The organism is Gordonia westfalica (assembly GCF_900105725.1).
Classification (GTDB): Bacteria; Actinomycetota; Actinomycetes; order Mycobacteriales; family Mycobacteriaceae; genus Gordonia; species Gordonia westfalica.
Genome location: NZ_FNLM01000034.1, coordinates 3,863,430 through 3,889,051, shown reverse-complemented (window position 1 = coordinate 3,889,051; position 25,622 = coordinate 3,863,430). Strand labels below are relative to the sequence as shown.

The window sequence follows — 25,622 nt, the reverse complement described above, 5'->3', positions numbered from 1 at the left end:
GCGAAATCTAGATCGTTCGGACCACACCGCGTAACGCAGCGAATCCAACGAGCCGACAAACCGGCTCGGGCCGACCGGGCGTGGGTCAGATCCGGCCGAACACCATCGAGTCGTCGATCTTGCCGACGCGGTGGTCGAACGCGTCCCGGTAGTAGTTGTGGCGCACCTTCCAGTGCCCGTGGGTGCCCGACTTCGGCAACGCGTCGGGAGACCGCTCGACGTATCCGGCCTTGAGATCCCACAACGGTTGAGATGCCATCGGCTCCGAACCGAGATGCGGGTAGGCGTGGGTGTAGCCGTTCTCGCGCATGTACTTCACCAGATCCGCGACGGCCCGCGCCGTCATGTCCGCGCGCAGCGTCCACGACGCGTTCGTGTAACCCACCGACCACGCGAGATTGGGCACGTCCTCGAGCAGGTGGCTCTTGAAGACGAAGCGGTCGTGCGGCTTCACCTCGTCGCCGTCGACGCGCAGACGCGTGCCGCCGAACCCGAGTAACTGCAGACCGGTGGCGGTGACGATGATGTCGGCGTCGAGGTGCCGTCCCGAGGTCAGGCGCACCCCGGTCTCGTCGAACCGGTCGATGTGGTCGGTGACCATCTCGATCGATCCCTCGGTGATGCCGTTGAACAGATCGGCGTCGGGAACCAGGCACATGCGCTGGTCCCACGGGTTGTAGGTCGGGTTGAAGTGGACGTCGACCGGATAGTCGTCGGGCAGGTTCGCGGCCACGTTGGCGCGGATCAGCTTTCGGCCGAGCTTCGGGAACTTGTGGGTGATGTGCACGATCGCCGCGGTCTGCGTCGCATAGCGGAACCGGATCGCACGGTGGGCGGCGCCCGGCGGCAGCAGCTTCTTCAGAGCCGGTGCGAGGTACGCCTTCTGCTTCGACGAGAAGATGTACGACGGCGAGCGCTGCAGCATCGTCACGTGCGCGGCCTCGTCGGCGAGATTCGGGATGAGGCTGACCGCGGTCGCGCCGCTGCCGATGACGACGATGCGCTTGCCTCGGTAGTCGAGGTCCTCCGGCCAGTGCTGGGGATGGACGATCTGTCCGGTGAAGTCCTCGGCGCCCGCGAATCGCGGTGTGTAGGGCTGGTCGTAGTCGTAGTAGCCGGTCGCGAAGATGAGGAACCTGGCGCGGTAGGTCTCGGTGCGCTTTTCCTCGCCCCCACCGTCCCTGACACCGCCGACCTCGACGCTCAGCGTCCAGGTGTCGGTCGAGGAGTCCCAGTCCGCGGTCAGCACGTGCTGGGAGAAGCGGATCCGATCGGAGATGCCGTACTTGTGCGCGGTGTGCTCGATGTACTTCCGGATGTCGTCACCCTCGGCGAGCGCGCCCGGCTTGCGCCAGGGTTCGAACGGATAGCTGAGCGAGTAGATGTCGCTGTCGGAACGGACTCCGGGATATCGGAAGAGATCCCAGGTGCCGCCCACCCGGGCGCGCCGTTCGAGGATCAGATAGTCGGCGTCCGGGTTCTGTTCGCGCAGGCGATAGGCGCAGTCGATGCCGGACAGACCGGCTCCGATGATGATGACATCGCGCACGTGGGTGTCGGGATCGCTCGCTGATCGGGCGGCTTCGGTGGCGTCGATCTCGGTCACAGGGACCTCCTGACGTGAGATGCCTCGGGTGGTGTCATCATGCAACACTTGTCATCAGATGTGAACGGAATCACACCGACAATCACGACGATAGGCCTCGGGCCGACAATCCGCGGCCAGGGGGGACGGCACCATGACCCAGGACAAGCCCACCTACTGCCGGATCTGTGAGCCGCTGTGCGGGATGATCGCCACCGTCGACGGTGATCGGCTCGTCTCGCTCCGGCCCGACAAGGACCACCCGCTGTCGAAGGGGTTCGCCTGTCCCAAGGGCATCGCCTTCGCCGAGATCGTCAACGACCCGGATCGTCTACGTCACCCGCTGCGCCGTCGCGCCGACGGCGACTTCGAACAGATCTCCTGGGACACCGCCCTGGCCGAGATCTCCGACCGTCTCCTCCGCGTGCAACGCGCCCGGGGGAACGGATCGATCGGCTGGTATTTCGGCAATCCCGCGACCTTCTCGACCGGGCACACGCTCTGGACCGGGATCTTCATGAGCCTTCTCGGTACACCCCACGTGTACTCGGCGGGTTCGCAGGACGTGAACAACCGTTTCGTGGCGAGTCATTTTCTGTACGGCAATCCGGTCGCGGCACCCATCCCGGACATCAACCGCGTCGACTACCTGATCGTCATCGGCGCCAATCCCGTTGTCTCCCATGGCTCCGTGATGACCTCGCCCCGCATCCGCGACGGATTGCACGCCATCACGGCACGGGGCGGCACGGTGCTCGTCGTCGACCCGCGGCACACCGAGACCGCCCGCGAATTCGATTGGCTGCCCATCACTCCCGACACCGATGCGCTGTTCCTGCTGTCGTTGCTGCACGTGATGTTCGACGAGGGGCTGGCCGGGGAGGACCGGTTGCGGCAGCGGGCGCGCGGGGTCGACGAGCTGAAGGCGACGGTGGCCGCCTATGCGCCCGAGGTGACCGCGGTGCGTACCGACATCCCGCCGGAGCGCGTCCGGGAGATCGCGCGGTCCTTGGTCTCGACCGAACGCGCCGCCGTGTACGGGCGCGTCGGTACGTCCCTGGGTCGGACGGGCACGCTGACCACGGCACTGCTCGACATGGTCAATCTCGTGGCCGGCAATCTCGACGTGGTGGGCGGATCGATGTTCGGGGACCTCGGCATTCCCGGACAGCGGGTGGGTGTGGCTGCACTACAGCGTGTTTCGCGGTTCGCCTGGGGCAGGCGACGCAGCCGCGTCGGAAACATGCCCCAGGTGCTGGGGACCGCGCCGGCGTCGTTGATGGCCAAGGAGATCACCACTCCGGGGGAGGGACAGCTGCGTGCCCTGTTCGTCAGCGCCGGCAATCCCGTGCTGTCGGTACCCAACGGCGACGAACTCCGGGCCGCGCTCGATGAGCTGGATCTCCTGGTGTCGCTGGACATCTACCGCAACGAGACCAACGCCCACGCCGACTACATCCTCCCGGCCACCACGATGTACGAACGCGAGGACTTCCTGCTCCCGTTCCAGGCGCTGTTCACCACGCCGTTCAAGCAGGCCACCGAGGCGGTGATCCCGCCACAGGGCAAGGCGCGGGAGGAGTGGACGGTGATCAACGAGCTGATCGGCGCGCTCGCACGGCGGAATCCGCTGGTCGGTGGACTCCATCTCGGCAACGTGATCGCGCGACGTCTCGGACGTCCGATCACCCCGCGCGTGGTGTCCGACCTGGTGATCCGCCTCGGATTGGGCGGCGACCGGTTCGGTCTTCGACGCGGCGGGCTCAGCTATCGCAAGCTCGTCGAGGAACACCCGCACGGTGTCGTCGTGGCGGACGGTCTCGCTCCGGGGCAACTCAGCAAGACGGTGACGTTCGCCGATCGGCGGATCCGGCTGGCCGCGCCGGAGATCATGTCCGAGATCGGGCGGCTCAGCGTCGAGCGCGATGAGCGATATCCGTTGCGTCTCATCGGCATGCGCGAGATCCGTTCGGAGAACAGCTGGCAACACAACGCGCCGATGCTCCTGCGCGGCGGCCGCTCGCATGCGGCGCGAATGCATCCCGACGATGCGACGGCCCGGGGCCTCGGCGAGGGCGACCTGGTGACCGTCGCGTCACGGCACGGCCGGATCTCGCTGCCGGTGACGATCACCGAGGACATCAAGCCGGGCGTGGTCGCGATCCCACATGGCTGGGGGCACAACGGCTCCGGGGGCTGGACCCGTGCGAACGCGGCTGCCGAGAACGACCTCGGTGCCGGCGGGGTGAACGTCAACGCGCTGATCTCCTCGGACCCGGCCGACCTCGAACGCCTCGCCGGGATGGCCAACATGACCGGCGTGCCCATCCAGGTGTCGGCCTTGACGGCAGATTGCGCCGTCAACGAGATGGCCGAATACTGAACGCACGCATGCCGGTTCCCCGAACGAGCGGCGTGCTCGTCCAGGGAACCGGCATGTGGTTCCTCGTACCGAACCGATGGGATCGATGATCAGCCGGCGGCGGGCGGCATCAGGACCGTGTCGATCATGTAGACCTGCGCGTTGGCGGTCGCGACGCCACCGCAGGTCACGCTGCTCGTCTCGTTGACCTTGAGCATGTCCGGCGACCCGGTCACCGTCAGGGTCTGGCCCTCGAGGGTCTTGTGTTCACCGACAACCTTGTCCGGCGTTGCCTGACCCGAAACCACGTGGTAGGTGAGGATCTTGGTCAACAGTTCCGAATCGGTCTTGAGCTGGTCGACGGTTTCGGCCGGCAGCTTGGCGAAAGCGGCGTCGGTGGGTGCGAAGACGGTGTACTCACCGTTGTTGAGCGTGTCGACCAGGTTCACCTGCGGATTCAGCTGGCCGGACAAGGCCTGCGTGAGCGTCTTCAGTTCGGGGTTGTTCGATGCGGCAGTGGCGACCGGGTCCATCGCCATCCCGGAAACGGAGCCCGCGCCAGAGGGGTTGGCCGAAGCGTAGTCCGCACAGCCGGGACCGACCGGTCCGCTGGCGGTGTCGGCGGACTCGCTGGTCATCTCCGACATGGCAGTGGTCGTGGAAGTGCTGCTGTCCGAGTCGGAGTCGCTGGAACACCCGGCAACGACGCCGACGGCCAACACCAGTCCGGACGCCGCGACAACGAGGCGCTGAATTCGTTTGATGGCCATGGCCCATCCAATCTAGTAGGTCGTGGTCCGACCGTGTGGCCGGACTCACGACGTCATTCGCTGCCCGATTCGTTGCGGATTGCTCCGGTGCCGGATTGATCCAATCCGAGGCCTGTCGGTGAGCGAACTCCCGTCGGAGGAAAGGGAGCTGACGATGGTGCGAGTGTTTCGAGAGTCGACTGTGCGGGCAGCGGTGTCCGGTGTCGTCGCGGTGGCAGGCGGCTTGGCGGTCGGCGAACTCGTCGCGGTCGGTATCTCGCAGTTCGCGTCCCCGTATCGCGCGGTTGCGGCGTTTCTCGTCGACCATGCGCCTGCATTCGCCCGCGAGTTCGCGATAGACCGCTTCGGAACCGCGGACAAGCCGGCGCTGCTGGCGGGCATGGCGCTGGTGATTCTGCTGATAGCCGTGACTGCCGGAGTGTTGCAGGTCAAGCGCCCGCCCGTCGGGGTGCTGATCGTCGTGGCCTCCGCGGCGCTCGGCGTGGTTGCCGCGCTGACCCGCCCCACGGTGGAGATGTCCTACGTCGTTCCGCCGGTGGCCGCCGGATTGGTGGCGGTGGGTGTGCTGATTGTGCTGGGGCGCGGGAGCGCCGTCGGGAACGTGTCCGAAGAGGATGCGTCACGTTCAGGGGGATGGTCTCGCCGTCAGTTCGTCGGTGCGGTCGGGATCGTCGTCGTGACGGGTGCGGTGTGCGCCGGCCTGGCCCGGCGCGCCGCGGACACCGGTGGCGCTCTCGCCGAACGCATGCGGCTTCGGTTGCCGCGCACGACTTCTGCGAGCAGGCCGGTCCCGTCGGGTACCGAGCTGCGGATCGATGGTGCCACACCGTTCATGACCGGCAACCGCGAGTTCTACCGGATCGACACCGCGCTCCAGGTCCCGCAGCTGACCACCACCGATTGGCGGTTGCGGATTCACGGGATGGTGGACCGCGAGATGACGCTGAGGTGGGACGACCTGCAGTCGATGCCCGCGATCGAGCGGATCATCACGCTCACCTGCGTGTCCAACGAGGTGGGCGGCGACCTCGCCGGGAACGCACGCTGGCTCGGATATTCGATGCGCGACATCCTCGCCGAGGTCGGGGTAGACGCCGACGCAGACATGCTGCTGGCCACCAGCGTCGACGGATGGACGTCGGGAAGTCCGCTCGAGGCGATCCGGGACGGCCGCGATGCGCTGCTCGCCGTCGGCATGAACGGCGAACCGCTACCCCTCGAGCACGGATACCCGGTGCGGCAGTTGATCCCCGGTCTCTACGGTTACGTGTCGGCGTGCAAGTGGGTCGTCGACTGGGAGATCACCCGCTTCGATCGTGCCGAGGCCTATTGGACCCAGCGGGGCTGGGGTGAACGGGGACCGATCAAGACGGCGTCGCGGATCGATCGGCCCGCCCCGCTGTCGACGACGCCCGCGGGACCGGTGGTCGTCGCGGGCACCGCGTGGGCGCAGCATCGAGGTATCCGTTCGGTGGAGGTCCGCGTCGACGACGGACCATGGAACCCGGCCGAGCTCGCCACCGAGTACTCGACCGACACCTGGCGGCAGTGGACATGGACCTGGGACGCCACGCCCGGCCGACACACGTTGTACTGCCGCGCGACCGACGCCACCGGCGCGACGCAGCCGGAAGAGCGGGTGCCGCCCATCCCGGAGGGCGCGACCGGTTGGCACAGTCGGGCGGTGACCATCGAGTGAGCTACTGCATCCACTCGGCGTCGGCCCAGTCCTGACCCTCGGAGATGGCGCCCATCGTGGTCTGCCCGTCGAGGGCCTCGCGGATGATGTCGGCGTGTCCGCAGTGGTGAGCGGTCTCGCGGAGCAGCTGCAGGATCATGGTGCGGATCGTGGACCACTCGCGTTCCGGGGCCCATGGTGCGGTGGGCTGAGGGATGAGGTCGTCGAGGCTCTCGGCGTCGGCGATCACACGGTCGAATCGAGCGGCGTTGCGGTCGTAGGCCTCGAGCCAGCCGGCGAGGGTCTCGTCCTCGGTCAACTCGTATTCGGTTGCTGCGCGGCTCATGTCGAACTCGGCGTTCTCATCCCGCTCGGTGATGACCTTCGCGGCGTTCTCCTCCCCGTTGGCGAGGTGCTTGATCAGGGCGCCTATCGTCAGTGTGCTGACGGTGCTCTGCTTGCGTGCCTGTTCGTCGGTCAGGTTGCGGGCGGTGACCTTGAGCATGTTTCGCTGGTCCTGCAGGAGGGTGAGGAGTTCGAGCTTCTCGCCGGTGACGTCGGCGCTGAGTTCTGCGGTGGTGTAGGTGCCCATGGTGCTCTCCGGTTGGTCGTAGGTGATCGTTCGCGCTGGTGAGAACCACGTTACGAACCAATGCGGACAACTGATGTCCTCGTTGGAAAGGGATGTGGCGGCTATATCGGTTGAGCCGGCGGCAACCGTGCCCGACGATGGGCGCCATGACATCTCCGCTCGACGCGCTCACCCGGAAGCCCGACCGTGCCACCGACCGCGCCGCACTCGACGAACTCCTCGACGAGGCGAAGGTCGGCACGCTGAGCACGGTCGTCGAGGGTCTGCCGTGGTCGGTGCCGATGCTGTTCGCCCGCGACGCCGACGACATCCTGCTGCACGGATCGACCGGTGCAGGCGCGTTGCGGCATGTCGCGGCCGGTGCGCCCGTCACGTTCACCGTCTTCGTGATGGACGGGCTCGTCATCGCCGACACTCTCTTCGACCACTCCGCCAACTATCGGTCGGCGGTGGTGCGGGGTGTACTCGAGCCGGTCGACGACGCGAAGTCGGTGCTGGAGGTGTTGTCGGACAAGCTCATTCCGGGACGCGTCGCCGAGGTTCGCGAGACCACCCGCAGAGAGCTCGCGGCGACCGTGGCACTGCGGCTGCCGATCGTCGACGGCCAGTGGATCGCCAAGGCACGCACGGGCGGACCGGGTAGCGAGTCTGCGGACTGGACCGGTGTCGTACCGATGAGGACGGTCTACGACGAGCCGATCACGTATTCCGGTGAGACCGTGCCGGATTCGGTGCTGGCGCTGGCCAAGCCTCCGGTCGGGTAGGGCCGACCGCGTAGCGAGGTCCGCCCGGGCAGAAGTGGGCCGGCCGACGGGTCATCCGGGGGCGAATGACCCGCCGGCCGAGGGTTCGCGACAATGCGAACCGAATCGAGGTCACCGGGCCGGCCGGATTGCAGCAGCCGGTCACGGTTCTCGACGAGTACGCGGCCCAGCGGGAGGGGGGCACCCGCTGGGCCGCGCGTTGGGAGACCGCGCCCTGGGATCGCCGGGACGCGGTCGGCTCTATCCCTTGCGCAGCAGGAACCGCTGGATCTTGCCGCTGGGGGTCTTGGGGAGTGCGTCGACGAAGTGCACGACGCGCGGGTACGCGTGGGCGGCGAACTCGCTCTTCACCAGCTGCTGCAGCTCCTTCTCGAGGGCTTCGGTGCCCTCGACGCCGGGAGCGAGCACGACGAACGCCTCGATGACCTCGCCGCGCAGTTCGTCGGGCCGCCCGACCACCGCGACGTCGACCACCGACGGGTGCGTGATCAGCACGCTCTCCACGTCGAACGGTCCGATGCGGTAGCCGGCCATGATGATCACATCGTCGTCGCGGGCGCTGAAGAAGTAGCGGCCCTCCTCGTCGGCGCGACCGGTGTCGCCGGTCAGATACCAGCGACGGTCCTCGGTGAACCGTGCGGCGGTCTTCTCCGGGGCGTCGAGGTATCCGGTGAACCACATGAGCGGGCTGGCCGGGACGTCGATCGCGATCTGGCCGTCGACGATGCCGGCTGCGAAGCCCGGCATCGGCTTGCCCATGGAACCGGGGACGAGCGCCTCGTGGACGTCGTCGTGCCAGTGGTTGTTGATGAACATGCCGTGCTCGGTCTGGCCGTAGTGGTCACGCACCTCGGTACCGAGTGCCGTCTGCGCCCAGCCGATGACGTCGGGGGTCAGCGGCTCGCCGGCCGACGACGCGCGTCGCAGCGAGAACCCGGTGATCCGCGGGTCCTTGCTCAGGGTGCGGTAGACGGTCGGCGCCGCGGCGAAGTTGGTGACGCCGAGGCCGCCGAGGATCTGGGCGGTGAGCTCGGGGCTGAAGCCGGCGTGGAGCAGCAGGTTGCGGTGACCGGTGGCCAGCGGTCCGAGGATGCCGTAGTAGAGGCCGTACGCCCAGCCCGGGTCGGCGGCGTTCCAGAAGACGTCGTCGTCACGGACGTCGAGGCCGTAGTGCATGTACGCGACGAACGAGGCGAGTGCCCTCACCGGCACCGGAACGCCCTTCGGCGCACCGGTGGTGCCGCTGGTGAACAGCAGGATCAGCGTGCCGTCGCCGCCCACGGCCACCGACTCGGCGATCGGCTCATGCGACGAGATGAGCTCCTCGAACTGGTCTCCTGCGATGATCGCCTGGACGTCGTCGATGCCGTCCAGCTTCGACGCCTGGCTGGGCTCGGTGATCACGACCTTCGCGTTGCCGGCGCGGAGACGCATCTCGATCGCGGGGGTGGCGAACGCGGTGAACAGCGGGATGTAGACGGCGCCGAGGCGGGCGATGGCCAGCAGCGAGACGACGAGTTCTTCGCGCTTGCCCATGAGGACGCCGACGGTGTCGCCGCGGCCGACGCCGAGGTCGGCCAGTGCGGAGGCGAAGCGCTTGGAGCGTTCGGCGAGGTCGCCGTAGGTCACGTCGGTGGTGACCGGAGCCGGGGCGGAATCGGCGTCCGCGGAGGCCTCGACCTCGATCACGGTGAACGCGACGGCGTCGGGATCGTGACCGTCGACGAGGAGTGCTGCCGCGTTCGCGTCGGGCGCCCCGTAGATTGCCAACCAGCGGTCGACCATGTGGGTAGGGGTCATGGTGGCCTGTGTCATCGTGAACCTCGCTCTTGACTTCAGTAAGCTGGGTCACAGTGTGACCAGCGCACGTTGTCCCGGCCACCCTCCGAAGAGGGGGATAGAGAGGTGAGATGCCCGAGTCGCTGAGCGGGATCGTCACCGACGCGTTGCGGCGGGTGCGCAGATCCAGTGGTGTGCCGCTGGCCTTCGCCGGCGTCGTCAACAATTCGACGAGCCTGCGCCTCCAGCACTTCGCCGGTAGCCACGTCGGGGCGCTGAGCGGGCTGTCGGTCGACGTCGGGCACGGATTGGGCGGCAAGGTCGTCTCGCTGAATCGCCCGATGGTCGTCGAGGACTACCTGCGGACCCCGCACATCACCCACCGCTACAACACGCTCATCGAACGCGAGGGTCTGCGCGCGATGATGGCCGCGCCGATCATCGTCGATCGGACGCCGGTCGCGGTGATCTACGGCGCGTTGCACACCCCCGACCCGATCGGCGGCCGCATGCTCGACGTCCTCGCCGCCGAAGCCCGGGCCGTCGAACAGGAGATCGTGGCCTCCCGGGCCCGGTTGGAGCACGGTGCGCAGAACGAAGACGAGATGCGTGACCGCATGACCGCGGCCTATGCACGTCTGCGGTCGTTGGCCGACACGGTCGACGACGCCCGACTCTCCGAACAGCTCGCCGCGATCACCGACATCCTGGTCGCCGAGGCGGCGGCCGATTCGCCCGCGGTCGAGCTGACCGGACGTGAACAGGACGTGCTGTCGCTCGCCGCCCTCGGCCATTCCAATGCGCGGATCGCCGAGGTCCTCGGTCTGACCGTCCACACCGTGAAGAGCTACATGAAGGACGCGATGCGCAAGCTCGGCGCGTCGTCGAGGCTCGAGGCCGTGGTCGTCGCCCGGCGGTCCGGCCTGCTGCCCTGACCGCCCACGATCCGTCCCACGATCGGTAGAAAGCATGGGGATACAGCGCGCGGTCTCTCTACGGATCGCGGTGGCGGAGGTCACGCACGCACCTCTGGAATAGATCGGCGAACGTCGCAGTTGAAGAGCTCGACGGTGACGGATTCAAGCCCCGGGCCTCAACCCATCTGCCGCTTCGAGCGGCCACTCGCCGAGAGGCGCATTGACCGGCATCGTCCTTCAACACGCCGAAGCCGCCGACCCCACAAGGGACGGCGGCTTCGGTGCTGTCTGAGCTACCGGATCAGTGGTTGCGCAGCTTCTCGACCAGCTCGTCCTTCTTCAGATCGGAATACCCGCTGATGTCGAGCTCCTTCGCACGTTCCTTGAGCTCGTCGACCGTCCAGTCCTCATAGGAACCGGATTTGCCGCCACTCTTGCCCAGTTCCGATCGCGAACTGTTCGCCGCGGCGTTCGCGATCCGCGCCGACTTCTCCTTCGAGTTCCCCTCGTCGCGCAGCTTCTCGTAGAGCTCGTCGTCCTTGACCGACGGTCCCGGGTCGCGCTTCTTCTCCGCCATCGTCTGCCTCCTCGTGGTCGACACGAACGGTTCTCCCACGAGGCGTGCCCGTTCACGGGTACAACGAAACCCGGCCCGGTCGCCGGCGCAACGTGTGACTACCTGCAGTTAACGATGTTCACCACGAGAGGACGGCGGCGGCGACTACCGATAAGGTTGTGGCGATGTGTCCGGTGCGGGCGATCATGTCGTCGCGGTCGGGAGCACAGCCGAGCACGAAACGCTGACAACGCAGTTGCGGAAGGAATCTACGCATGTCTCAGACAGTCAAGGGAGTCATCTCGCGCAGCAAGAAGGCGCCGACCGAGGTCGTCGACATCGTGATCCCGGACCCGGGGGCGCGCGATGTGGTCGTGGCGATCAAGGCCTGCGGCGTCTGCCACACCGACCTCGCCTACCGCGAGGGCGGCATCAACGACGAGTACCCCTTCCTGCTGGGTCACGAGGCGGCGGGCGTCGTCGAGTCGGTCGGCTCGGATGTCACCCATGTCGAGGTCGGCGACTTCGTCGTGCTGAACTGGCGTGCGGTGTGCGGTCAGTGTCGCGCGTGTAAGCGCGGTCGCCCGTGGTACTGCTTCGACACCTTCAACGCCAGCGTCCCGATGACCCTCACCGACGGCACCGAGCTGACCCCGGCGCTGGGTATCGGCGCCTTCGCCGAGAAGACCCTCATCCACGAATTGCAGTGCACCAAGGTCAATCCCGAGACCGACCCAGCCGTCGCCGGGTTGCTCGGCTGTGGCGTCATGGCCGGCATCGGTGCCGCCATGAACACCGGCAACGTGGGCCGCGGCGACTCGGTCGCGGTCATCGGCTGCGGCGGTGTCGGCGACGCCGCCATCGCCGGCGCCAAGCTGGCCGGTGCGACCACGATCATCGCGATCGACCGCGACCCGTCGAAGCTGGAGTGGGCCAAGGACCTCGGCGCGACCCACACCATCGACGGCACGAAGGTCGACGACGTGGTCACCGCGGTCCAGGATCTCACCGACGGCAACGGCGCGGACGTGGTCATCGACGCGGTGGGCCGCCCGGAGACCTACAAGCAGGCCTTCTACGCTCGCGATCTCGCCGGCGTCGTCGTCCTCGTCGGCGTGCCGACGCCGGAGATGACCCTGGAGATGCCGCTCGTCGACTTCTTCTCGCGCGGTGGCGCCCTGAAGTCGTCGTGGTACGGCGACTGCCTGCCCGAGCGCGACTTCCCGATGCTCATCGATCTGTACGAGCAGGGACGTCTGCCGCTCGACAAGTTCGTCACCGAACGCATCGGCATCGACGACGTCGAGGCCGCGTTCTCGGCGATGGAGGCCGGTAAGGTCCTGCGCTCGGTGGTGGAACTCTGATGGCCGGGCTGCGGATCGACAACGTCGTCACCTCGGGCACCTTCAGCCTCGACGGCGGCACGTGGGACGTCGACAACAACGTGTGGCTCGTCGGCAACGACGACGAGGTCATCATCATCGATGCCGCGCATTCGGCGGCACCGATCCTCGAAGGTGTCGGCGACCGCACGGTGAAGGCGATCGTGCTGACCCACGGTCACAACGACCACGTCACCGTCGCGCCAGAGCTGTCGGAGGCCACGGGCGCGCCGATCCTCCTGCACCCCGGCGACGACATGCTCTGGAACGACACCCACCCCGACGTGTCGCACCAGGATCTCGCGGACGGGCAGAAGATCGGCATCGCCGGAACCGAGCTGACGATCATCAACACGCCCGGACACTCGCCGGGCTCTTCGGTGATCCACCTGCCCGAGGCCGGCGTGCTGTTCTCCGGTGACACCCTGTTCCAGGGCGGACCGGGCGCGACGGGCCGCTCGTACTCGAGCTTCCCGACGATCATCGCCTCGATCACCGAGAAGATCTTCACCCTCGACCCCGAGACCAAGGTGTACACCGGTCACGGCGACGGCACGACCGTCGCTGCCGAGGCACCCCATCTCGAGGAATGGATCAAGCGCGGCAGCTGATCCGCGGATCCAGGAGAACACCCGGCGCGGGCTGCCGATCAGGCGCCCGCGCCGGGTGTTCTCATGTCATGTCACGGGTGTTGCCGCGGCGGACCCGGCTGGTTGCTGCCGGGCTGATTGCCGCCGGGTAGGTGATCCCCCAATTCGTGCCTGCCGGGATGGGTTTCGGGATTGTGGGCGCCTGCACCGGGCGTTCCGGGCCCGGGCGTCCCGGTGCCGGGCACGCCGGCGCCGGGTGTTCCGGGACGGGCGCCTTCCCGGCCGGCGGGGTCATGACGATGGTCGTCCCCGACACGACCGCGGTCGCCGCGGACATCGGGATCGAGCTCGTCGGCGCGGGCCAGGGTGCTCTCGACCTCCTCGCGCTTCTCCGCGGCCTGTGTGCCGTGGGCTCGCGCCTGTTCGTTGAGTCGCTTGGCCTCGGCGGCCTTCGCGTCGGCCTCGGCCTGGGCCTTGCGCGCCCGTGCGTCGGACTCCTCGGCGATCGCCTCGCGTTGCCGCAACTCCGACACCTGGCCGGTCGCGTTCTCCCGGATCTGGTGCGCCTTCGTCCTCCGGACGTCCTGCCGCTTGCGCAGGAACAGCATCAGAAGAGCGAGCAGGACGATCACGACGACGACGGCGATGACGATCCATACAGCGGTATCCATGGGGGCCTCCTCAGGGGCGGGAACATGGCGTCGAACGGGTACCCAGAACGGATTGCCGTCAATCTGCACGTACACGTGCCCGGCCGGATGCAAGTGAGCCTGGGTTCCGGGTCTGCGGGGGTACCGTCTACGACATGATCGCGCTCGATGCGCTGGTCCCGCCGGCGCTGCGCGGTTACCGGCTCGCGTGGTTGCGCGCCGACATCACGGCCGGCGTGACGCTCGCGGCCGTCGCGATCCCGGAATGCATGGGCTACAGCTCGATTGCCCATGTACCGGTCGAGGCGGGGCTGTACACCATCATCCTGCCGACGATCGCCTTCGCGCTCTTCGGCGCATCACGCCTCCTGGTCGTCGGGGCGGACTCCGCGACCGCGGCGTTGCTGGCCTCGGGCATCGCCGGGATCGGCGTCGGCGGCGTTCACGGCGGCGGTGGTGTGCGTGCTCCTGACGTCGCGTCGCACGGTTCCGCGGTTGCCTGCGGCCTTCGTGCTGGTGGTGGCATCGATTGCGCTGGTCGCGGTCTTCGGCTGGGATGACAACCTCCCGGTCGTCGGCAATCTGCACGGCACGCTGCCGGATCTCGGTCTGCCCACCGGGTTGGGATGGGACGCGGTACCGAAGGCGGCGACCGTTGCCTTCGGATGCACGGTGGTGATCCTGGCCCAGAGTGCGGGTACGGCACGAGGACTCGCGCATTCACACGGCGAGACCACTGACGTGAACCGCGACATCGTCGGCCTCTCGGCGGCCAACATCGTTGCGGGACTGAGCTCTACGTTCGTGGTCAACGGAAGCCCGACCAAGACGCAGTTCCTCGACGAGCAGCGCGGCCGCACCCAGGTCGCGAACCTGACGATGGCTGCGTCGGCTCTCGTCGCCGTCGTCTTCCTCGGAAGTGCACTGGCCTACCTTCCGCACGCGGTGCTCTCGTCGATCGTGTTCCTGGTGGCGATCGACCTAGTCGACGTGCACTCGTTCCGCCGGATGTGGCGGATCCGCCGGGTCGAGTTCGGGATCGCGGTGCTCACCGAGATCGTCGTCGTGGTGTTCGGGGTGCAGAACGGGATCCTGACGGCGATGGTCGTGTCGCTTCTCGAGATCATCCGCCGGCAGTATCGGCCGGAGCGGTTCGTCGTCGGGGTGTCCGATCACGGACGTGCGCGAGAGTATCGGCCGGCCCGGCCGGGTCAACAGTCACTTCCCGGACTGATCGTGTTCCGTTACGACGCAGATCTGTTCTACGCCAACGTCAATCGATTCTCGGACGATGTGATGGCGCTCGTCGAGTCGGCTCCCGATCCGGTGCGGTGGCTGGTGCTCGACTGCACGGTGATCTCCTACGTCGACTATTCGGCGACCGGTGTCCTCGACGACCTCGTCGCCTTCGTGCATTCCCGGGGCGCCCATTTCGTCCTTGCCGGCGTCGATCCCGAGCTCGAGCATGTCCTGCGTACGGAAGGGCTCCTCGAGGATTTCGATCCGGCCCACGTCTTCCCGACTGTCGGAGCGGCAGTGCGGGCCTTCGAAACGGCGGATTCCCGGTCCGAGCCGGGGGACGACACCGGCGAGACGGATGGCCGGTGAGTGTCTCCGAGTGTCACCCACCTGCGTATGTGACCTGACTCGCAGGGGTAACCTGCGAGCAATGAGCGAGTCCGCGGTCCGCAACATCGACCACCCCGAACAGCCACCGGTCCCCCGGAGTCGCATCGTCCTCGCGTCGATGATCGGTACGAGTATCGAGTTCTTCGACTTCTACATCTATGCCACCGCCGCCGTGCTGGTGTTCCCGGTGTTGTTCTTCCCGAAGGGCGACGACACGGCCGCACTGCTGTCGTCGTTCGCGACGTTCGGACTCGCCTTCGTCGCGCGGCCGATCGGCTCGATCCTGTTCGGACACTTCGGAGACCGCGTCGGACGCAAGGCGACCCTCGTCGGGTCATTGCTCACGATGGGTATCGCGACCTTCATCATCGGCCTGCTGCCCACCTACGAACAGGTGGGCTACCTGGCCCCGGCACTGCTGGCGCTGATGCGCTTCTGCCAGGGCCTCGGTCTGGGCGGGGAATGGTCTGGCGCAGCGCTTCTCGCGACCGAGACCGCCGAGAAGGGCAAACGCGCCTGGGCCGCAATGTGGCCGCAGCTGGGTGCACCGATCGGGTTCCTCTTCGCCAACGGAACCTTCCTGATCCTGATCTACGGTCTCGACTTCGACGCCAAGACCGCCGCTTCCGACCACGCGTTCATGACGTGGGGGTGGCGAATCCCGTTCCTCGCCAGCGCGATCATGGTCGCCGTCGGTCTGTACGTGCGCCTGAAGCTCACCGAGACACCGGTTTTCGCCAAGGCGGTGCAAGAGGGCAAGAAGGTCAAGGCGCCTCTCGCCGAGGTCGTGAAGTCCAGCTGGCGTCAGCTGATCGCGGGCACCTTCATCATGGTCGCGACGTACACGCTGTTCTACATCGTGACCACGTGGATCATCTCGTACGGCACCGGCAAGGTGACCGATGCGTCGGGTGTGAAGCTGTCGATCAGCTACGCCGACTTCCTCGAGCTCCAGCTCATCGCCGTTCTGTTCTTCGCTGCGTGCGTGCCGATCTCCGGACGCCTCGCCGACCGCTTCGGCCGCCGATCCTTCCTGATCGTCATCACCGCCGCGATCATCGTGTTCGGACTCTGCTTCGAGCTGATCCTCGATCCGGCGTCGATGACCGACGGTACGATGCTCTTCTTCCTGATCCTCGGTATGACCCTGATGGGTCTGACCTTCGGTCCGATGAGCGCGATCCTGCCGGAACTGTTCCCGACCAACGTCCGCTACACGGGGTCGGGCATCTCCTACAACGTCTCGTCGATCATCGGTGCCGCGGTCGCGCCGTTCATCGCGACGTGGATCGTGTCGGACTTCGGTGTCGGCTGGGTCGGCGTGTACCTCGCGGTCGCCGCGTGCACGACGCTCATCGCGCTCATCAGCGTCCGGGAGACCAAGGCGGTCGACCTGAGCGAGGTCTGAACCACCCGCGGAAGTGTCGGGGCCTCGGCGTAACGTCGAGGTCGTGAGACTGATCGACGTGGTGCAGACATCCTCGGACGTCGCACGCGATCGTTCACGCACCCGCAAGACCGAGGTGTTGGCCGGTTTGCTGGCCACGGCCACCGACGCGGAGCTGCCGATCGTGGTCGCCTGGTTGTCGGGTGAGGTCCCGCAGGGCAGGCTCGGCGTCGGCTGGCGATCCCTGTCGAAGCTGACGTCCGAACCGGCGGCGGAGCCGTCACTCGAGGTCGCCGAGGTCGACGCCGCGTTCGGGGAGCTCGCTTCGGCGAGCGGACCGGGTTCGACGACCCGTCGCGCCGACACCCTCACCGCGATGTTCGGTGCCGCCACCGAACCCGAGCAGAAGTTCCTCGTCGCCCTGCTCACCGGCGAACTGCGCCAGGGTGCGCTGGCCGGGGTCATGACGGACGCGATCGCGAAGGTCACCGGTGAACCCCTCACCGCGGTGCGTCGGGCGCACATGCTCACGGGATCCCTCCCGGAGACGGCCGCCCTCGCACGCTTCGGCGCCGAGGCGCTGGCCGGCATCGGACTCGAGGTGGGCCGCGCCGTGGAGCCGATGCTCGCGACGCCGGCCGACACCCTCGACGCCGCCCTGGACCTCCTCGGACCCGACCTCGTCGTCGACTACAAACTCGACGGCGCGCGAATCCAGGTACACCGCAAGGGCTCCGACATCTCGGTCTACACGCGCACACTCCGTGACGTCACAAGCAACGTGCCCGACCTCGTCGAGGTGATCGCCGGGCTGCCGTGCGACTCGGTGATCCTCGACGGCGAGACCCTCATGCTCGGTGACGACGGACGGCCGAGGTCGTTCCAGGACACGATGAGCCGGTTCGGATCGGGGCCCACCGCGGCCGGTGAGCCGGAACGTCTGCTCAAGCCGTTCTTCTTCGACTGCCTGCACCTCGACGGTGTCGACCTCATCGACCGTCCGCTCTCCGAACGTCTCGCCGCGATCGACTCGATCGCCCCGCAACTGCGGATTCCGGCGGTCACGCGACCGACCGCGGAGGAGGCCAGGGACCACTTCGACGCCGCGATGGCCGACGGCCACGAAGGTGTGATGGTCAAGTCCCTCGACGGCCTCTACGTGGCCGGCCGGCGCGGAAAGGCCTGGCAGAAGGTCAAACCCACGCACACCTTCGACCTCGTGGTACTCGGCGCCGAGTGGGGGTCCGGCCGCCGGACCGGCTGGTTGTCGAATCTGCATCTGGGGGCTCGTGATCCGGAGACCGGCGAGCTCATCATGGTGGGCAAGACGTTCAAGGGCCTCACCGACGAGATCCTTCGATGGCAGACCGAGGAGTTCCCGAAGCACGCCACGCATGAGGACGCGCACACGGTGTACCTGCGCCCGCAGATCGTCGTGGAGATCGAACTCGATGGTGCACAACGGAGTTCACGCTATCCCGGTGGAGTGGCGCTACGGTTCGCGCGGGTCGTGCGGTATCGCCCCGACAAGACTCCGGACCAGGCCGACAGCATCGAGGCAATCCGGGCTTTGTTGAAGTGACCCCATCTGCTGCCGACCCCTCGATGCCTGAGGTGCGAGGAGCGTAAGCGACGAGCCACGAAGGCGCGCCGAGATGTGCACCCGGCCGCGCGTCAGCTCAACGACAGCTGAGCGACCGGAGCACTGGTCGGTTGCGCCGATCCTCCGGGGGGTTCGACGGTGAACGCCAGGGCGTCGGCCGTGTTGATGCCCGACAGCACCGCGGTGGTGACGGGTTCGACGTCCTCGTCGGTCATGGTGCCGGCCGAACGTGTGCCGCCGGGTCCGACGAGCCACATCTGGTACACGGTGCCGGGCTTCGGTGGCGGCACCGAGTTCATCACCAGCACAGCGGAGTCGGCGGACTGGGCCAGATAGACGGTGGCGCTCCCGGTGGCGACCGGCGCGCTCGTGGAGCGCAGGTCCTTGGCCGAGAACACCTGCTCGGCCGGTGAGGCGACGGGCGCGGGAGCGCTCGGTTCGTCGGAGTTCGACAGTCCGATGGCCCAGCCGAGTGCGCCGACCGCGATCGCGGCGACGGCCGCCGCGGTCAGGTAGGTGAAGCGACGTGAACGGCCGGTGCGTCGGGTGTCGAGATCAGCGGGCGGTTCGCCCGCCTCGGGTGCCTCGACAGCAGGCTTCTCGATGATCGGGACCCCGGGACTCGGAGCGACGTCCGGTGTCGGCGGCGTGTCGAGGCCGGCCTCGGCGCGCGCCGCGGCGAGCACCCGATCACGCAGCGACGGCGGTGGAGGCGTCGCGGTGGCGGCGCTGATCGCCGCCATGGCCTCGCGCGTGGCCCGGACCTGCTTGGCGAACAGCTCGCGAAAGTCTTCCGGAGCAGCGGCAACCCGCGTCTCGATGTCGTGCAGCTCGTCTACGGAGAGTGCGTTGAGCCCGACGACCGGCGCGAGTTCGAGCAATTCGGCAGCCTCGGGATCGAGGTGATCAGACATCGGGCGCCTCCTCTCCTCGGCGTCGTGCCGCCATCATGTGTCCGCGTGCCGCCGTGACCGGGGCGGCCGCGGCAAGAAGTATGACGTACGGCGCTGGTATTCGGGGTAGCCGGGCCGACGGCTCATGGTCTTCTCCAGAAGTCGTGCACCCGTGGCGTACACCAGGAAATAGGTCATGGCCACCGGGGAGAGGATGGTGAGCACCCCCGGCCAGGCACTTGCCGCGATCAACCACAGACCCCACCACACACTCGAGTCGCCGAAATAGTTCGGGTGTCGCGTCCACGCCCACAGCCCGCGATCCATGATCTTGCCCTTGTTCGCGGGGTCGGCCTTGAACTTTCGCAGTTGGGCGTCGCCGATCGCCTCGAAGGAGACCCCGACGATCCACAGCAGCGTGCCGGGCGCGAGGATCGGGAGAAGACCGGTGGACTCGGACACCGCCGACACCTGCAGCGGCAACGACACGAACCATTGCGACACTCCCTGAATTCCGAAGATCTTGCGTGCGATCGTGCCGAGGCCGTTGCCGCCGGAACGCTCCAACAGGTCCACGTATCGCGGATCCTCGCCTCGGCCCTTCGATTTCACGTACATGTGCCAGGTCAGGCGCAGACCCCAGACCGTCACGAGGATGGTCAGCAGCCAGTTCCGGAGCGGGTCTCCGCCACCGATCAGTACGCCAATCCAGGCGACGCCGACGAATCCGAGTCCCCACGCGACGTCGACCACGTTGTAGCGACCGATCCGGTGACCGACGGCGAACGTCGCGGTCTGGAGTACCGCGAGGAACACCAGGCTCGCGGTCGTGATCGTGAGGAAGCCGGCCCAGCCGGTCATCGGCCGGCCTCTCGGCCGCCCGCATCGCGGGTGAACACCAGCTGATGGACGTCGAGATAGCCTGCGCGGAAACCGGCTTCGGAGTAGGCGAGGTAGAACTGCCACATCCGCAGGAAGGTGTGGTCGAATCCCAGCCGGAGGACCTCGTCGGCATTGGCGAGGAAACGCTCACGCCACAGACGCAGGGTCTCCGCGTAGTGGGGGCCGATGGCGGTGCCGCCGGACAGGCGCAACGACGAGTGATCCCGAACCACCTGTCGAAGACCGGGAATCGAGGTGAGCTGACCGCCCGGGAAGATGTACTTGTGAATCCAGGTGTAGGTGTTGCGGGATGCCATGAGCCGGTCATGGGGCATCGTGATGGCCTGGATCGCGACCCGGCCGCCCGGCGCCAGTACGCGGTCGATGACCTGGAAGTAGGTGGCCCAGTACGCCTCACCCACCGCCTCGATCATCTCCACCGAGACGACCGCGTCATAGGTGCCGTCGACCTGGCGGTAATCGAGCAGATCGATCTGGACGCGGTCGGCCACCCCGGCCTCCGCGATGCGGGCACGGGCCAGCTCTTGTTGTTCCGACGAGAGGGTCACGGATCGGACCGACGCGCCGCGGGCAGCCGCACGCAGGCTCAGTTCGCCCCAGCCGGTGCCGATTTCGAGGAGTCGGGTGCCGGGGCCGACCCCGGCGAGGTCGAGGAGGCGGTCGATCTTCCGCTGTTGTGCGACGGCGAGCCCGGACCACTCCGGGTGACCGACGTCGTGCGGAGGGTTCCCGGACACCTCGAACAGCGCACTCGAATAGGTCATCGTCTCGTCGAGGAACGCAGCGAACAGATCGTTGGACAGGTCGTAGTGGCGGGCGATGTTGCTGCGCGTGTTGGCGGTGGTGTTCGCCTCCGACGCAGGATGTCTGGGGAGAGTCGCCGCGCGCAGCCACTGAAGCGGCCGGGGTACGAGGTCGCCGGCGTGTTCGGCGAACGGCACGAGGACGCCGACGAGGTCGTCGGTCGTCCAGTCCCCGGCCATGAACGCCTCACCGAAACCGATCAGGCCGCCGGTACCGATGCGTCGCCACAGGTCATCCGGCCGCCGGATGATCATGCGGGGCTGGACGGCGGTGCGGTTCAGGCCGCCTAGAGACCCGTCCGGATACTCCACGCGGATGTTCAGCCGGTCTGTCGCGCGCCGGAAGAGGCGCTCGGCGGCCGCCGCGCGTACCGAAGCGGTGCGTCCGGCCGGCAGGGAGGCCACGTCGGGCCACCGCGCGGCGTCGACCGGCCCGAGATCGGGTACTCCGGAGTGCTGCATCGGGATGCTCATCGAACCTTCTCCTCGAGCGCGATGGTGGTCTGTCGGGTGTGTTCCGGTCGTGCGACGACGGGGAGCCGTCGCAGCCACAGTGCGATGCCGTGCCGGCGGATCCGGGCGGCGACGACCGCGGGTGCGAACGGGGTCCGCAACTGGGTGGCGAGCACCGCTCCGGCGGTCGCGGGCCGCACCCTGCCCCGCAGCGTCGCGACGAAGGGCCGCTGTCCGGGACGATCGAGCGTGACCGACACGAAGACGGTGTGCCTGCCCGGCTCGGGCAACCGCAGCCGATACGTGCCGTCGACCGGGTTGAACGGCGAGACGTAGAACTCCTTGCCCACCCGCGCGTCGCCGCGCTCGTCGGTGCGGACGACGTAGCAGTGGCGTTGCCCGTAGGTGTTGTGGACCTCGGCGACGACGTAGGCGAGGGCACCGTCGGCGTCATGACACCAGAACACGCTGATCGGGTTGAACACGTAGCCGGCCACACGCGGGGACAGCAGTGCGGTGACGCGGCCGGTCGGCGGATCGACGCCCGCGCCGCGCAGGTGCGCGTCCAGCCGGTCTCGCAGGGTCGCACCGGGAGTGGCGGGTTCGGGGAAGTGGTCGTCGGCGAGGAAGCGTGCGAAGGGTCGCAGCGCACGGGGCGGCCGAGGCAGGTCGTCGAGGTCGACGAGCCACGTCGTACTGCGGTAGGTGAACGAATGCCGGACCGGTGTCGTGCGCGCGTGCACGATCTCGGCGTCGACGATCGCGGGAAGGGGCGGCGGCGTCATGCCGGCACCTCCGGCCTGGCCCAGGTGTAGCCGAGGCGGGCCGCGGCGCGCACGCCCGACGCGGCGCCGTCCTCGTGGAAGCCCCACCCGTGGTAGGCGCCGGCGAAAGCGATGCGGTCGGTGTCGATCGTCGGCAGTTCGGCCTGTGCCGCAACGGAGGTCGTGGTGTAGATGGGATGCTCGTAGGCCATCGCGGCGTGTACCTTCGCCGGGTCGACGAGGTCGGTGCGGCCCAGGGTGACCAGCATGCGCGGGGCGGTGGTGGGCAGGCTCATCAGACGGGTGAGGTCATAAGTTACCGCGACCTCTCCGGCGCCGGAGGGTGTCGTCGGCTCGTCGCGGATCTGGTAGTTCCACGACGCCCAGGCGCGTCGGGCGCGGGGGAGCAGGGAGGTGTCCGAGTGCAGGACAGCCAGTTTCGGCAGATACTGGATCGCACCGAGGATACGCTTCTGGTCGGGTGTGGGTTCGGCCAACATCGACAGCGCCTGGTGCGGGTGGGTCGCGACGACCACGGCGTCGAAGATCTGGGCCGGGCGGTCTCCCACGGTGACCTCGACCCCGTCGGCCGTGGGGAGCACCCGGTTCACCGGTGTGCCACAGTGGATCTCGCCGCCTCGAGCCACCAGGGCATCGGCGATGGCGGTGACGTACCGGATGGAGCCGCCGACGACGGTCCGCCAGGTGGGGGAGCCGAACACGCTGAGCATCCCGTGGTGGTCGAGGAAGGTGAACAGATACCGCGCCGGGTAGTCGGCGGCGGTCTGTTCGTCGCACGACCAGACGGCGGCCACGAGGGGGAGCAGGAAGTTGTCGCGAAAATTGTCCGAGAAGCCCTCGCGTGCGACGAACCGGGCGAGCGGCTCGTCGGCGCCCGGGTCGTCGAGGACACGGCGGGCCGCGCGATGGAAGCGCACGACCTCGCCGAGCATGCGCAGATAGCGGGGGCGCGTGAGGTTGCGAGCCGTGGGGAACAGGCCCGTCACACCGAGTGCCCCCGCGTACTCGAGTCCGGTGAGCTTCGAGGACACCGACATCGACATGTCGGTGTCGAGGGTGGCGATGTCGAGTTCGTCGAAGAGGCGCAGGAGCGTCGGGTAGGTGCGGTCGTTGTGGACGATGAACCCGGAGTCCACGGCGAGCGGACCCGTCGGCAGGTCGAGAAGGTGGGTGTGTGCGTGCCCGCCGAGGCGGCTGTCGGCCTCGAACAGTGTCACCCGCGCATGCCGGGACACGACATGGGCCGCGGTCAACCCGGCCACCCCGCTACCGATGACCGCGATCGATTGCGGTGCCCGGTCGGGGCCGGTCTTGAGTGTCATGCCCGGTCTTCGGACCCGACACCCTCATCGGATGGGTCGGAAACCCCCGCCGACCTCGGGTGGACGTATCAGATCCGGGTCGGCGCGCCGCCGGGCATCTGCTGGTCGGTGGGGACGATCTCGGCGCCCAGGGGCAGCAGCGACACCGGCACCATCTTGAAGCTGGCGATGCCGAGGGGAATGCCGATGATGGTGATGCAGAGGGCGAGGCCGGTGGCGATGTGGCCGAGGGCCAGCCAGATCCCGGCGACGATGAGCCAGATGATGTTGCCGATCATCGACGCCGCGCCGGCAGTCGGTTTGCGGACGACGGTGCGGCCGAACGGCCAGAGTGCGTAGTTGGCCATCCGGAACGACGCGATACCGAACGGGATGGTGATGATCAGGATGCAGCAGATGATGCCGGCGACGACGTAGCCGATCGCCATCCACAGACCGCACAGCAGCAGCCAGATGACGTTGAGGATGGTCTTCATCCGTCCATTGTCCACGCGCCGGCGCGCAGTGGGGACGAAAGCGTGACCAGCACTGACCTGCATACGCGGGGATGGGTCACATTACGATTGGTCCCCATGGGTGGTCGGTCGGGTCGGACGCGGGAAGCGGTGTGGGCGTTGGTCACCACGCTGGTCCTCGTCATCCGCATCCTGGCGACGATCGCCATGGTGCTGTTCGTGATCGGCTGGGCCGTCGCAGCAGTCCGCGACTCCCTCGACAACGCCTTCCTGTGGCCGGCGATCGGTGCAGGTGTCGCGTTGCTGCTGAGCACCTACATCTACAGCCATCTGCGGGCGCGGTACCCACGGCACAACGGCTGGATTCCGTAGGTTCGCCCCTGCGGACCCGTGTGCGGCAGGATGCGTGCATGGGTCGACTCTGTCTGTGGTTGATGCTCGCGGGAAGTGTGATCGCGGTGCTGACGGCCGCATTGTTCGAAGGACTCTCGGGGCCGGGCTTCGGTGAGTTCTACGCGATCTCCTCACCTGCCGGAGGGCCCGTCACTGTCTCGGAACCCGGCCGATACCTCGTCGTCGCGGCCGTGGGCGCCGTGGTGGGGTTGCTGACCGGCGTGGTCCTCGGTATCGCCGGCGCGCGGATCGACGAACGACGCCGCCTGGGTGTCACCGCCGTTGCGGGCCTTGGAGGTTGTGCGGTGGGAGTTCTTCCGGCTTTGGCACCGGCGTACAACGCAGCCGACTTGCCCGGCGGGATGACGCCGCTGGTGCTGTATGCGGTGAGTGGTGCCGTTGCCTACGGTTTGGCAGTGGCTGCGGTGTACTGGGTCCTGCGCGCGGGAGGTGATCCCGCAGCGCGAGCCACCGCCAGGACCACGGCTGTCGTGCTGCCCGTCGGCGCGGTGGTCGCGACCTTGGCCGGTATGGGTAGCGCGTGGCTTCTGGGGTTCTCCACCACCACCTCGACGTGGCTCGTGGTGGTGTCCGTGGTCCTGGTGTTCCTCACCGTCACGTTCGCAGCCGCGCGTGTGCTCGGGATTCGTTCGCACGAAACCGGGTGAGGCCGGATGCCGTCGGCTGACGTGCTGGTGGGGGCTTCGACGCGGTGCCTCGCTGCGCTCGGAACCGGCTCAGCCGGCGGGGGTGGATCGGTTCGGCCGGCGGGGGTGGATCGGTTCGGCCGGCGGGTCGCTGAGTCAGGCCCGCCGGCCCAGCCGGGCGAGCAGCGTCGTCTGGCGATCGGCGCCGGCCGGGACGTCGACGCGTTCACAGACCCCTTCGGAGTAGAGAGCGTCCCCGAAGCCGTCGGCTGCGGTCTCCATCTCGGTGAGCTGGTCGTCGGTGAAGCGGTGGTCGAGGCCGGCGGCCGCGGCGATGTCCCACCGGTGGGCGATCATGTCGAAACCGTAGAAGCGGACCAGGGTTTCACCGATGGTCGTCGGACCGAAATGGCCGTCGAAGGCGCGGTCGGCGATGGTCGGGTCGGCGAGACGCGCGGAGACGGCGTCCCGATGAGCACGCCAGGCCGCCACCGGGTCGTCGAACGACGGGGCCGGACCCAGGTCGACGTCGTGCCGGGTGAAGAAGTCGCGCTGGGTGTCGACGACGTGCGCGACGACGTCGCGGGCGGTCCAGCCGTCACACGGCGACGGGTTGGACCAGGCCTCGGCGGTCAGCGTCGCGAGGACGTCGCCGAAACCGTCGGCGTAGGAGTTGTAGCGGGTCAGCAGTGGTGAATTGTCAGTGTTGGTGGTCATGATGACA

General features: G+C 67.8%; 23 protein-coding genes and 1 pseudogene. 11 read left to right on the top strand and 13 right to left on the bottom strand.

The window, feature by feature from the left end; all coding sequences use genetic code 11:
• Positions 1-85 precede the first annotated feature (85 nt).
• Positions 86-1,606 carry a flavin-containing monooxygenase gene (locus BLU62_RS23295; protein WP_074852267.1) on the bottom strand — a complete coding sequence of 507 codons (1,521 nt, stop codon included), beginning with the start codon at positions 1,604-1,606 and terminating at the stop codon, positions 86-88.
• A gap of 133 nt (positions 1,607-1,739) precedes the next feature.
• Between BLU62_RS23295 and BLU62_RS23290 the strand changes: the two genes are divergently transcribed.
• Positions 1,740-3,968 (top strand): molybdopterin-containing oxidoreductase family protein, encoded by a 2,229-nt coding sequence (locus BLU62_RS23290; protein WP_074852266.1) that lies wholly within the window; start codon positions 1,740-1,742, stop codon positions 3,966-3,968.
• A gap of 89 nt (positions 3,969-4,057) precedes the next feature.
• Here BLU62_RS23290 and BLU62_RS23285 read toward each other — a convergent pair whose 3' ends face one another.
• Positions 4,058-4,717: a fasciclin domain-containing protein gene (locus tag BLU62_RS23285; protein ID WP_074852265.1), complete on the bottom strand. Its 660-nt coding sequence runs from the start codon at positions 4,715-4,717 to the stop codon at positions 4,058-4,060.
• Between the two features lie 154 nt (positions 4,718-4,871).
• Between BLU62_RS23285 and BLU62_RS23280 the strand changes: the two genes are divergently transcribed.
• Positions 4,872-6,416, top strand: a complete 1,545-nt coding sequence (locus BLU62_RS23280) for a molybdopterin-dependent oxidoreductase (protein ID WP_074853196.1) — start codon at positions 4,872-4,874, stop codon at positions 6,414-6,416.
• 1 nt (position 6,417) lies between these two features.
• On the opposite strand, the gene BLU62_RS23275 is transcribed toward BLU62_RS23280, so the two are convergent.
• Complete coding sequence (locus BLU62_RS23275) at positions 6,418-6,987, bottom strand: mycothiol transferase (protein WP_074852264.1); 570 nt, start codon at positions 6,985-6,987, stop codon at positions 6,418-6,420.
• Between the two features lie 146 nt (positions 6,988-7,133).
• Between BLU62_RS23275 and BLU62_RS23270 the strand changes: the two genes are divergently transcribed.
• Positions 7,134-7,751 carry a pyridoxamine 5'-phosphate oxidase family protein gene (locus tag BLU62_RS23270; protein ID WP_074853195.1) on the top strand — a complete coding sequence of 206 codons (618 nt, stop codon included), beginning with the start codon at positions 7,134-7,136 and terminating at the stop codon, positions 7,749-7,751.
• 240 nt (positions 7,752-7,991) lie between these two features.
• Here BLU62_RS23270 and BLU62_RS23265 read toward each other — a convergent pair whose 3' ends face one another.
• Positions 7,992-9,566: an AMP-binding protein gene (locus tag BLU62_RS23265; protein ID WP_074852263.1), complete on the bottom strand. Its 1,575-nt coding sequence runs from the start codon at positions 9,564-9,566 to the stop codon at positions 7,992-7,994.
• 95 nt (positions 9,567-9,661) lie between these two features.
• On the opposite strand from BLU62_RS23265, the gene BLU62_RS23260 reads away from it, so the two are divergent.
• A complete protein-coding gene (locus BLU62_RS23260; protein WP_074852262.1) occupies positions 9,662-10,465 on the top strand; it encodes a LuxR C-terminal-related transcriptional regulator in 804 nt (267 codons plus the stop codon).
• Between the two features lie 283 nt (positions 10,466-10,748).
• Here the strand turns inward: BLU62_RS23260 and BLU62_RS23255 are convergent, their stop codons facing one another.
• The gene (locus BLU62_RS23255) at positions 10,749-11,024 is read right to left on the bottom strand and encodes a DUF7218 family protein (protein WP_074852261.1); all 276 of its coding nucleotides are present in this window, start codon (positions 11,022-11,024) and stop codon (positions 10,749-10,751) included.
• Between the two features lie 254 nt (positions 11,025-11,278).
• Here BLU62_RS23255 and BLU62_RS23250 point away from each other — a divergent pair, with 254 nt between their 5' ends.
• Both BLU62_RS23250 and BLU62_RS23245 read left to right on the top strand, forming a co-directional pair.
• Positions 11,279-12,367 carry an S-(hydroxymethyl)mycothiol dehydrogenase gene (locus BLU62_RS23250; RefSeq protein WP_074852260.1) on the top strand — a complete coding sequence of 363 codons (1,089 nt, stop codon included), beginning with the start codon at positions 11,279-11,281 and terminating at the stop codon, positions 12,365-12,367.
• Entirely contained in the window at positions 12,367-12,996 is a 630-nt protein-coding gene (locus BLU62_RS23245) for an MBL fold metallo-hydrolase (RefSeq protein ID WP_074852259.1), read from the top strand. The genes BLU62_RS23250 and BLU62_RS23245 overlap by 1 nt, the downstream gene beginning before the upstream one ends.
• Positions 12,997-13,067: 71 nt before the next feature.
• Here the strand turns inward: BLU62_RS23245 and BLU62_RS23240 are convergent, their stop codons facing one another.
• Positions 13,068-13,646 carry a hypothetical protein gene (locus tag BLU62_RS23240; protein ID WP_074852258.1) on the bottom strand — a complete coding sequence of 193 codons (579 nt, stop codon included), beginning with the start codon at positions 13,644-13,646 and terminating at the stop codon, positions 13,068-13,070.
• A gap of 134 nt (positions 13,647-13,780) precedes the next feature.
• Here BLU62_RS23240 and BLU62_RS23235 point away from each other — a divergent pair.
• The 3 genes and pseudogenes from BLU62_RS23235 to BLU62_RS23225 all read left to right on the top strand — a co-directional run bounded on the left by BLU62_RS23235 (position 13,781) and on the right by BLU62_RS23225 (position 18,223).
• A pseudogene (locus BLU62_RS23235) lies at positions 13,781-15,233 on the top strand (SulP family inorganic anion transporter).
• A gap of 61 nt (positions 15,234-15,294) precedes the next feature.
• A complete protein-coding gene (locus tag BLU62_RS23230; protein WP_074852257.1) occupies positions 15,295-16,662 on the top strand; it encodes an MFS transporter in 1,368 nt (455 codons plus the stop codon).
• A gap of 43 nt (positions 16,663-16,705) precedes the next feature.
• Positions 16,706-18,223: an ATP-dependent DNA ligase gene (locus tag BLU62_RS23225; RefSeq protein ID WP_074853193.1), complete on the top strand. Its 1,518-nt coding sequence runs from the start codon at positions 16,706-16,708 to the stop codon at positions 18,221-18,223.
• A 92-nt stretch (positions 18,224-18,315) separates the two neighbouring features.
• Here the strand turns inward: BLU62_RS23225 and BLU62_RS23220 are convergent, their stop codons facing one another.
• The 6 genes from BLU62_RS23220 to BLU62_RS23195 form a co-directional block, all read right to left on the bottom strand.
• Positions 18,316-19,158, bottom strand: coding sequence for an anti-sigma factor (locus BLU62_RS23220; protein WP_074852256.1), 843 nt, complete (start codon positions 19,156-19,158; stop codon positions 18,316-18,318).
• A gap of 33 nt (positions 19,159-19,191) precedes the next feature.
• The gene (locus BLU62_RS23215; protein ID WP_074852255.1) at positions 19,192-19,998 is read right to left on the bottom strand and encodes a DUF1295 domain-containing protein; all 807 of its coding nucleotides are present in this window, start codon (positions 19,996-19,998) and stop codon (positions 19,192-19,194) included.
• Positions 19,995-21,317 (bottom strand): class I SAM-dependent methyltransferase, encoded by a 1,323-nt coding sequence (locus BLU62_RS23210; protein ID WP_074852254.1) that lies wholly within the window; start codon positions 21,315-21,317, stop codon positions 19,995-19,997. The genes BLU62_RS23215 and BLU62_RS23210 overlap by 4 nt, the downstream gene beginning before the upstream one ends.
• The gene (locus tag BLU62_RS23205; protein ID WP_074852253.1) at positions 21,314-22,081 is read right to left on the bottom strand and encodes a DUF1365 domain-containing protein; all 768 of its coding nucleotides are present in this window, start codon (positions 22,079-22,081) and stop codon (positions 21,314-21,316) included. The genes BLU62_RS23210 and BLU62_RS23205 overlap by 4 nt, the downstream gene beginning before the upstream one ends.
• Positions 22,078-23,403 (bottom strand): NAD(P)/FAD-dependent oxidoreductase, encoded by a 1,326-nt coding sequence (locus BLU62_RS23200; RefSeq protein ID WP_074852252.1) that lies wholly within the window; start codon positions 23,401-23,403, stop codon positions 22,078-22,080. Before BLU62_RS23200 ends, BLU62_RS23205 begins: the two co-directional genes overlap by 4 nt.
• A 68-nt stretch (positions 23,404-23,471) precedes the next feature.
• On the bottom strand, positions 23,472-23,879 hold the full coding sequence (locus BLU62_RS23195) for a YccF domain-containing protein (RefSeq protein ID WP_074852251.1): 408 nt from the start codon (positions 23,877-23,879) through the stop codon (positions 23,472-23,474).
• Positions 23,880-23,975: 96 nt separating this feature from the next.
• Between BLU62_RS23195 and BLU62_RS23190 the strand changes: the two genes are divergently transcribed.
• Together BLU62_RS23190 and BLU62_RS23185 are read left to right on the top strand one after the other, a co-directional pair.
• Positions 23,976-24,230 (top strand): hypothetical protein, encoded by a 255-nt coding sequence (locus tag BLU62_RS23190; protein WP_074852250.1) that lies wholly within the window; start codon positions 23,976-23,978, stop codon positions 24,228-24,230.
• Between the two features lie 38 nt (positions 24,231-24,268).
• On the top strand, positions 24,269-24,919 hold the full coding sequence (locus tag BLU62_RS23185) for a hypothetical protein (protein ID WP_074852249.1): 651 nt from the start codon (positions 24,269-24,271) through the stop codon (positions 24,917-24,919).
• Positions 24,920-25,054: 135 nt separating this feature from the next.
• On the opposite strand, the gene BLU62_RS23180 is transcribed toward BLU62_RS23185, so the two are convergent.
• Positions 25,055-25,615: a maleylpyruvate isomerase family mycothiol-dependent enzyme gene (locus BLU62_RS23180; RefSeq protein WP_074852248.1), complete on the bottom strand. Its 561-nt coding sequence runs from the start codon at positions 25,613-25,615 to the stop codon at positions 25,055-25,057.
• Positions 25,616-25,622: the final 7 nt, after the last annotated feature.

Bases quoted from the DNA above. Each gene is read 5' to 3' on its own strand.
- BLU62_RS23220 (WP_074852256.1), bottom strand. From the start codon at position 19,158: ATGTCTGATCACCTCGATCCCGAGGCTGCCGAATTGCTCGAACTCGCG.
- BLU62_RS23190 (WP_074852250.1), top strand. From the start codon at position 23,976: ATGGGTGGTCGGTCGGGTCGGACGCGGGAAGCGGTGTGGGCGTTGGTC.
- BLU62_RS23210 (WP_074852254.1), bottom strand. From the start codon at position 21,317: ATGAGCATCCCGATGCAGCACTCCGGAGTACCCGATCTCGGGCCGGTC.
- BLU62_RS23215 (WP_074852255.1), bottom strand. From the start codon at position 19,998: ATGACCGGCTGGGCCGGCTTCCTCACGATCACGACCGCGAGCCTGGTG.
- BLU62_RS23280 (WP_074853196.1), top strand. From the start codon at position 4,872: ATGGTGCGAGTGTTTCGAGAGTCGACTGTGCGGGCAGCGGTGTCCGGT.
- BLU62_RS23195 (WP_074852251.1), bottom strand. From the start codon at position 23,879: ATGAAGACCATCCTCAACGTCATCTGGCTGCTGCTGTGCGGTCTGTGG.
- BLU62_RS23275 (WP_074852264.1), bottom strand. From the start codon at position 6,987: ATGGGCACCTACACCACCGCAGAACTCAGCGCCGACGTCACCGGCGAG.
- BLU62_RS23285 (WP_074852265.1), bottom strand. From the start codon at position 4,717: ATGGCCATCAAACGAATTCAGCGCCTCGTTGTCGCGGCGTCCGGACTG.
- BLU62_RS23185 (WP_074852249.1), top strand. From the start codon at position 24,269: ATGGGTCGACTCTGTCTGTGGTTGATGCTCGCGGGAAGTGTGATCGCG.
- BLU62_RS23260 (WP_074852262.1), top strand. From the start codon at position 9,662: ATGCCCGAGTCGCTGAGCGGGATCGTCACCGACGCGTTGCGGCGGGTG.
- BLU62_RS23180 (WP_074852248.1), bottom strand. From the start codon at position 25,615: ATGACCACCAACACTGACAATTCACCACTGCTGACCCGCTACAACTCC.
- BLU62_RS23255 (WP_074852261.1), bottom strand. From the start codon at position 11,024: ATGGCGGAGAAGAAGCGCGACCCGGGACCGTCGGTCAAGGACGACGAG.
- BLU62_RS23200 (WP_074852252.1), bottom strand. From the start codon at position 23,403: ATGACACTCAAGACCGGCCCCGACCGGGCACCGCAATCGATCGCGGTC.
- BLU62_RS23205 (WP_074852253.1), bottom strand. From the start codon at position 22,081: ATGACGCCGCCGCCCCTTCCCGCGATCGTCGACGCCGAGATCGTGCAC.
- BLU62_RS23250 (WP_074852260.1), top strand. From the start codon at position 11,279: ATGTCTCAGACAGTCAAGGGAGTCATCTCGCGCAGCAAGAAGGCGCCG.
- BLU62_RS23240 (WP_074852258.1), bottom strand. From the start codon at position 13,646: ATGGATACCGCTGTATGGATCGTCATCGCCGTCGTCGTCGTGATCGTC.
- BLU62_RS23290 (WP_074852266.1), top strand. From the start codon at position 1,740: ATGACCCAGGACAAGCCCACCTACTGCCGGATCTGTGAGCCGCTGTGC.
- BLU62_RS23245 (WP_074852259.1), top strand. From the start codon at position 12,367: ATGGCCGGGCTGCGGATCGACAACGTCGTCACCTCGGGCACCTTCAGC.
- BLU62_RS23270 (WP_074853195.1), top strand. From the start codon at position 7,134: ATGACATCTCCGCTCGACGCGCTCACCCGGAAGCCCGACCGTGCCACC.
- BLU62_RS23265 (WP_074852263.1), bottom strand. From the start codon at position 9,566: ATGACACAGGCCACCATGACCCCTACCCACATGGTCGACCGCTGGTTG.
- BLU62_RS23230 (WP_074852257.1), top strand. From the start codon at position 15,295: ATGAGCGAGTCCGCGGTCCGCAACATCGACCACCCCGAACAGCCACCG.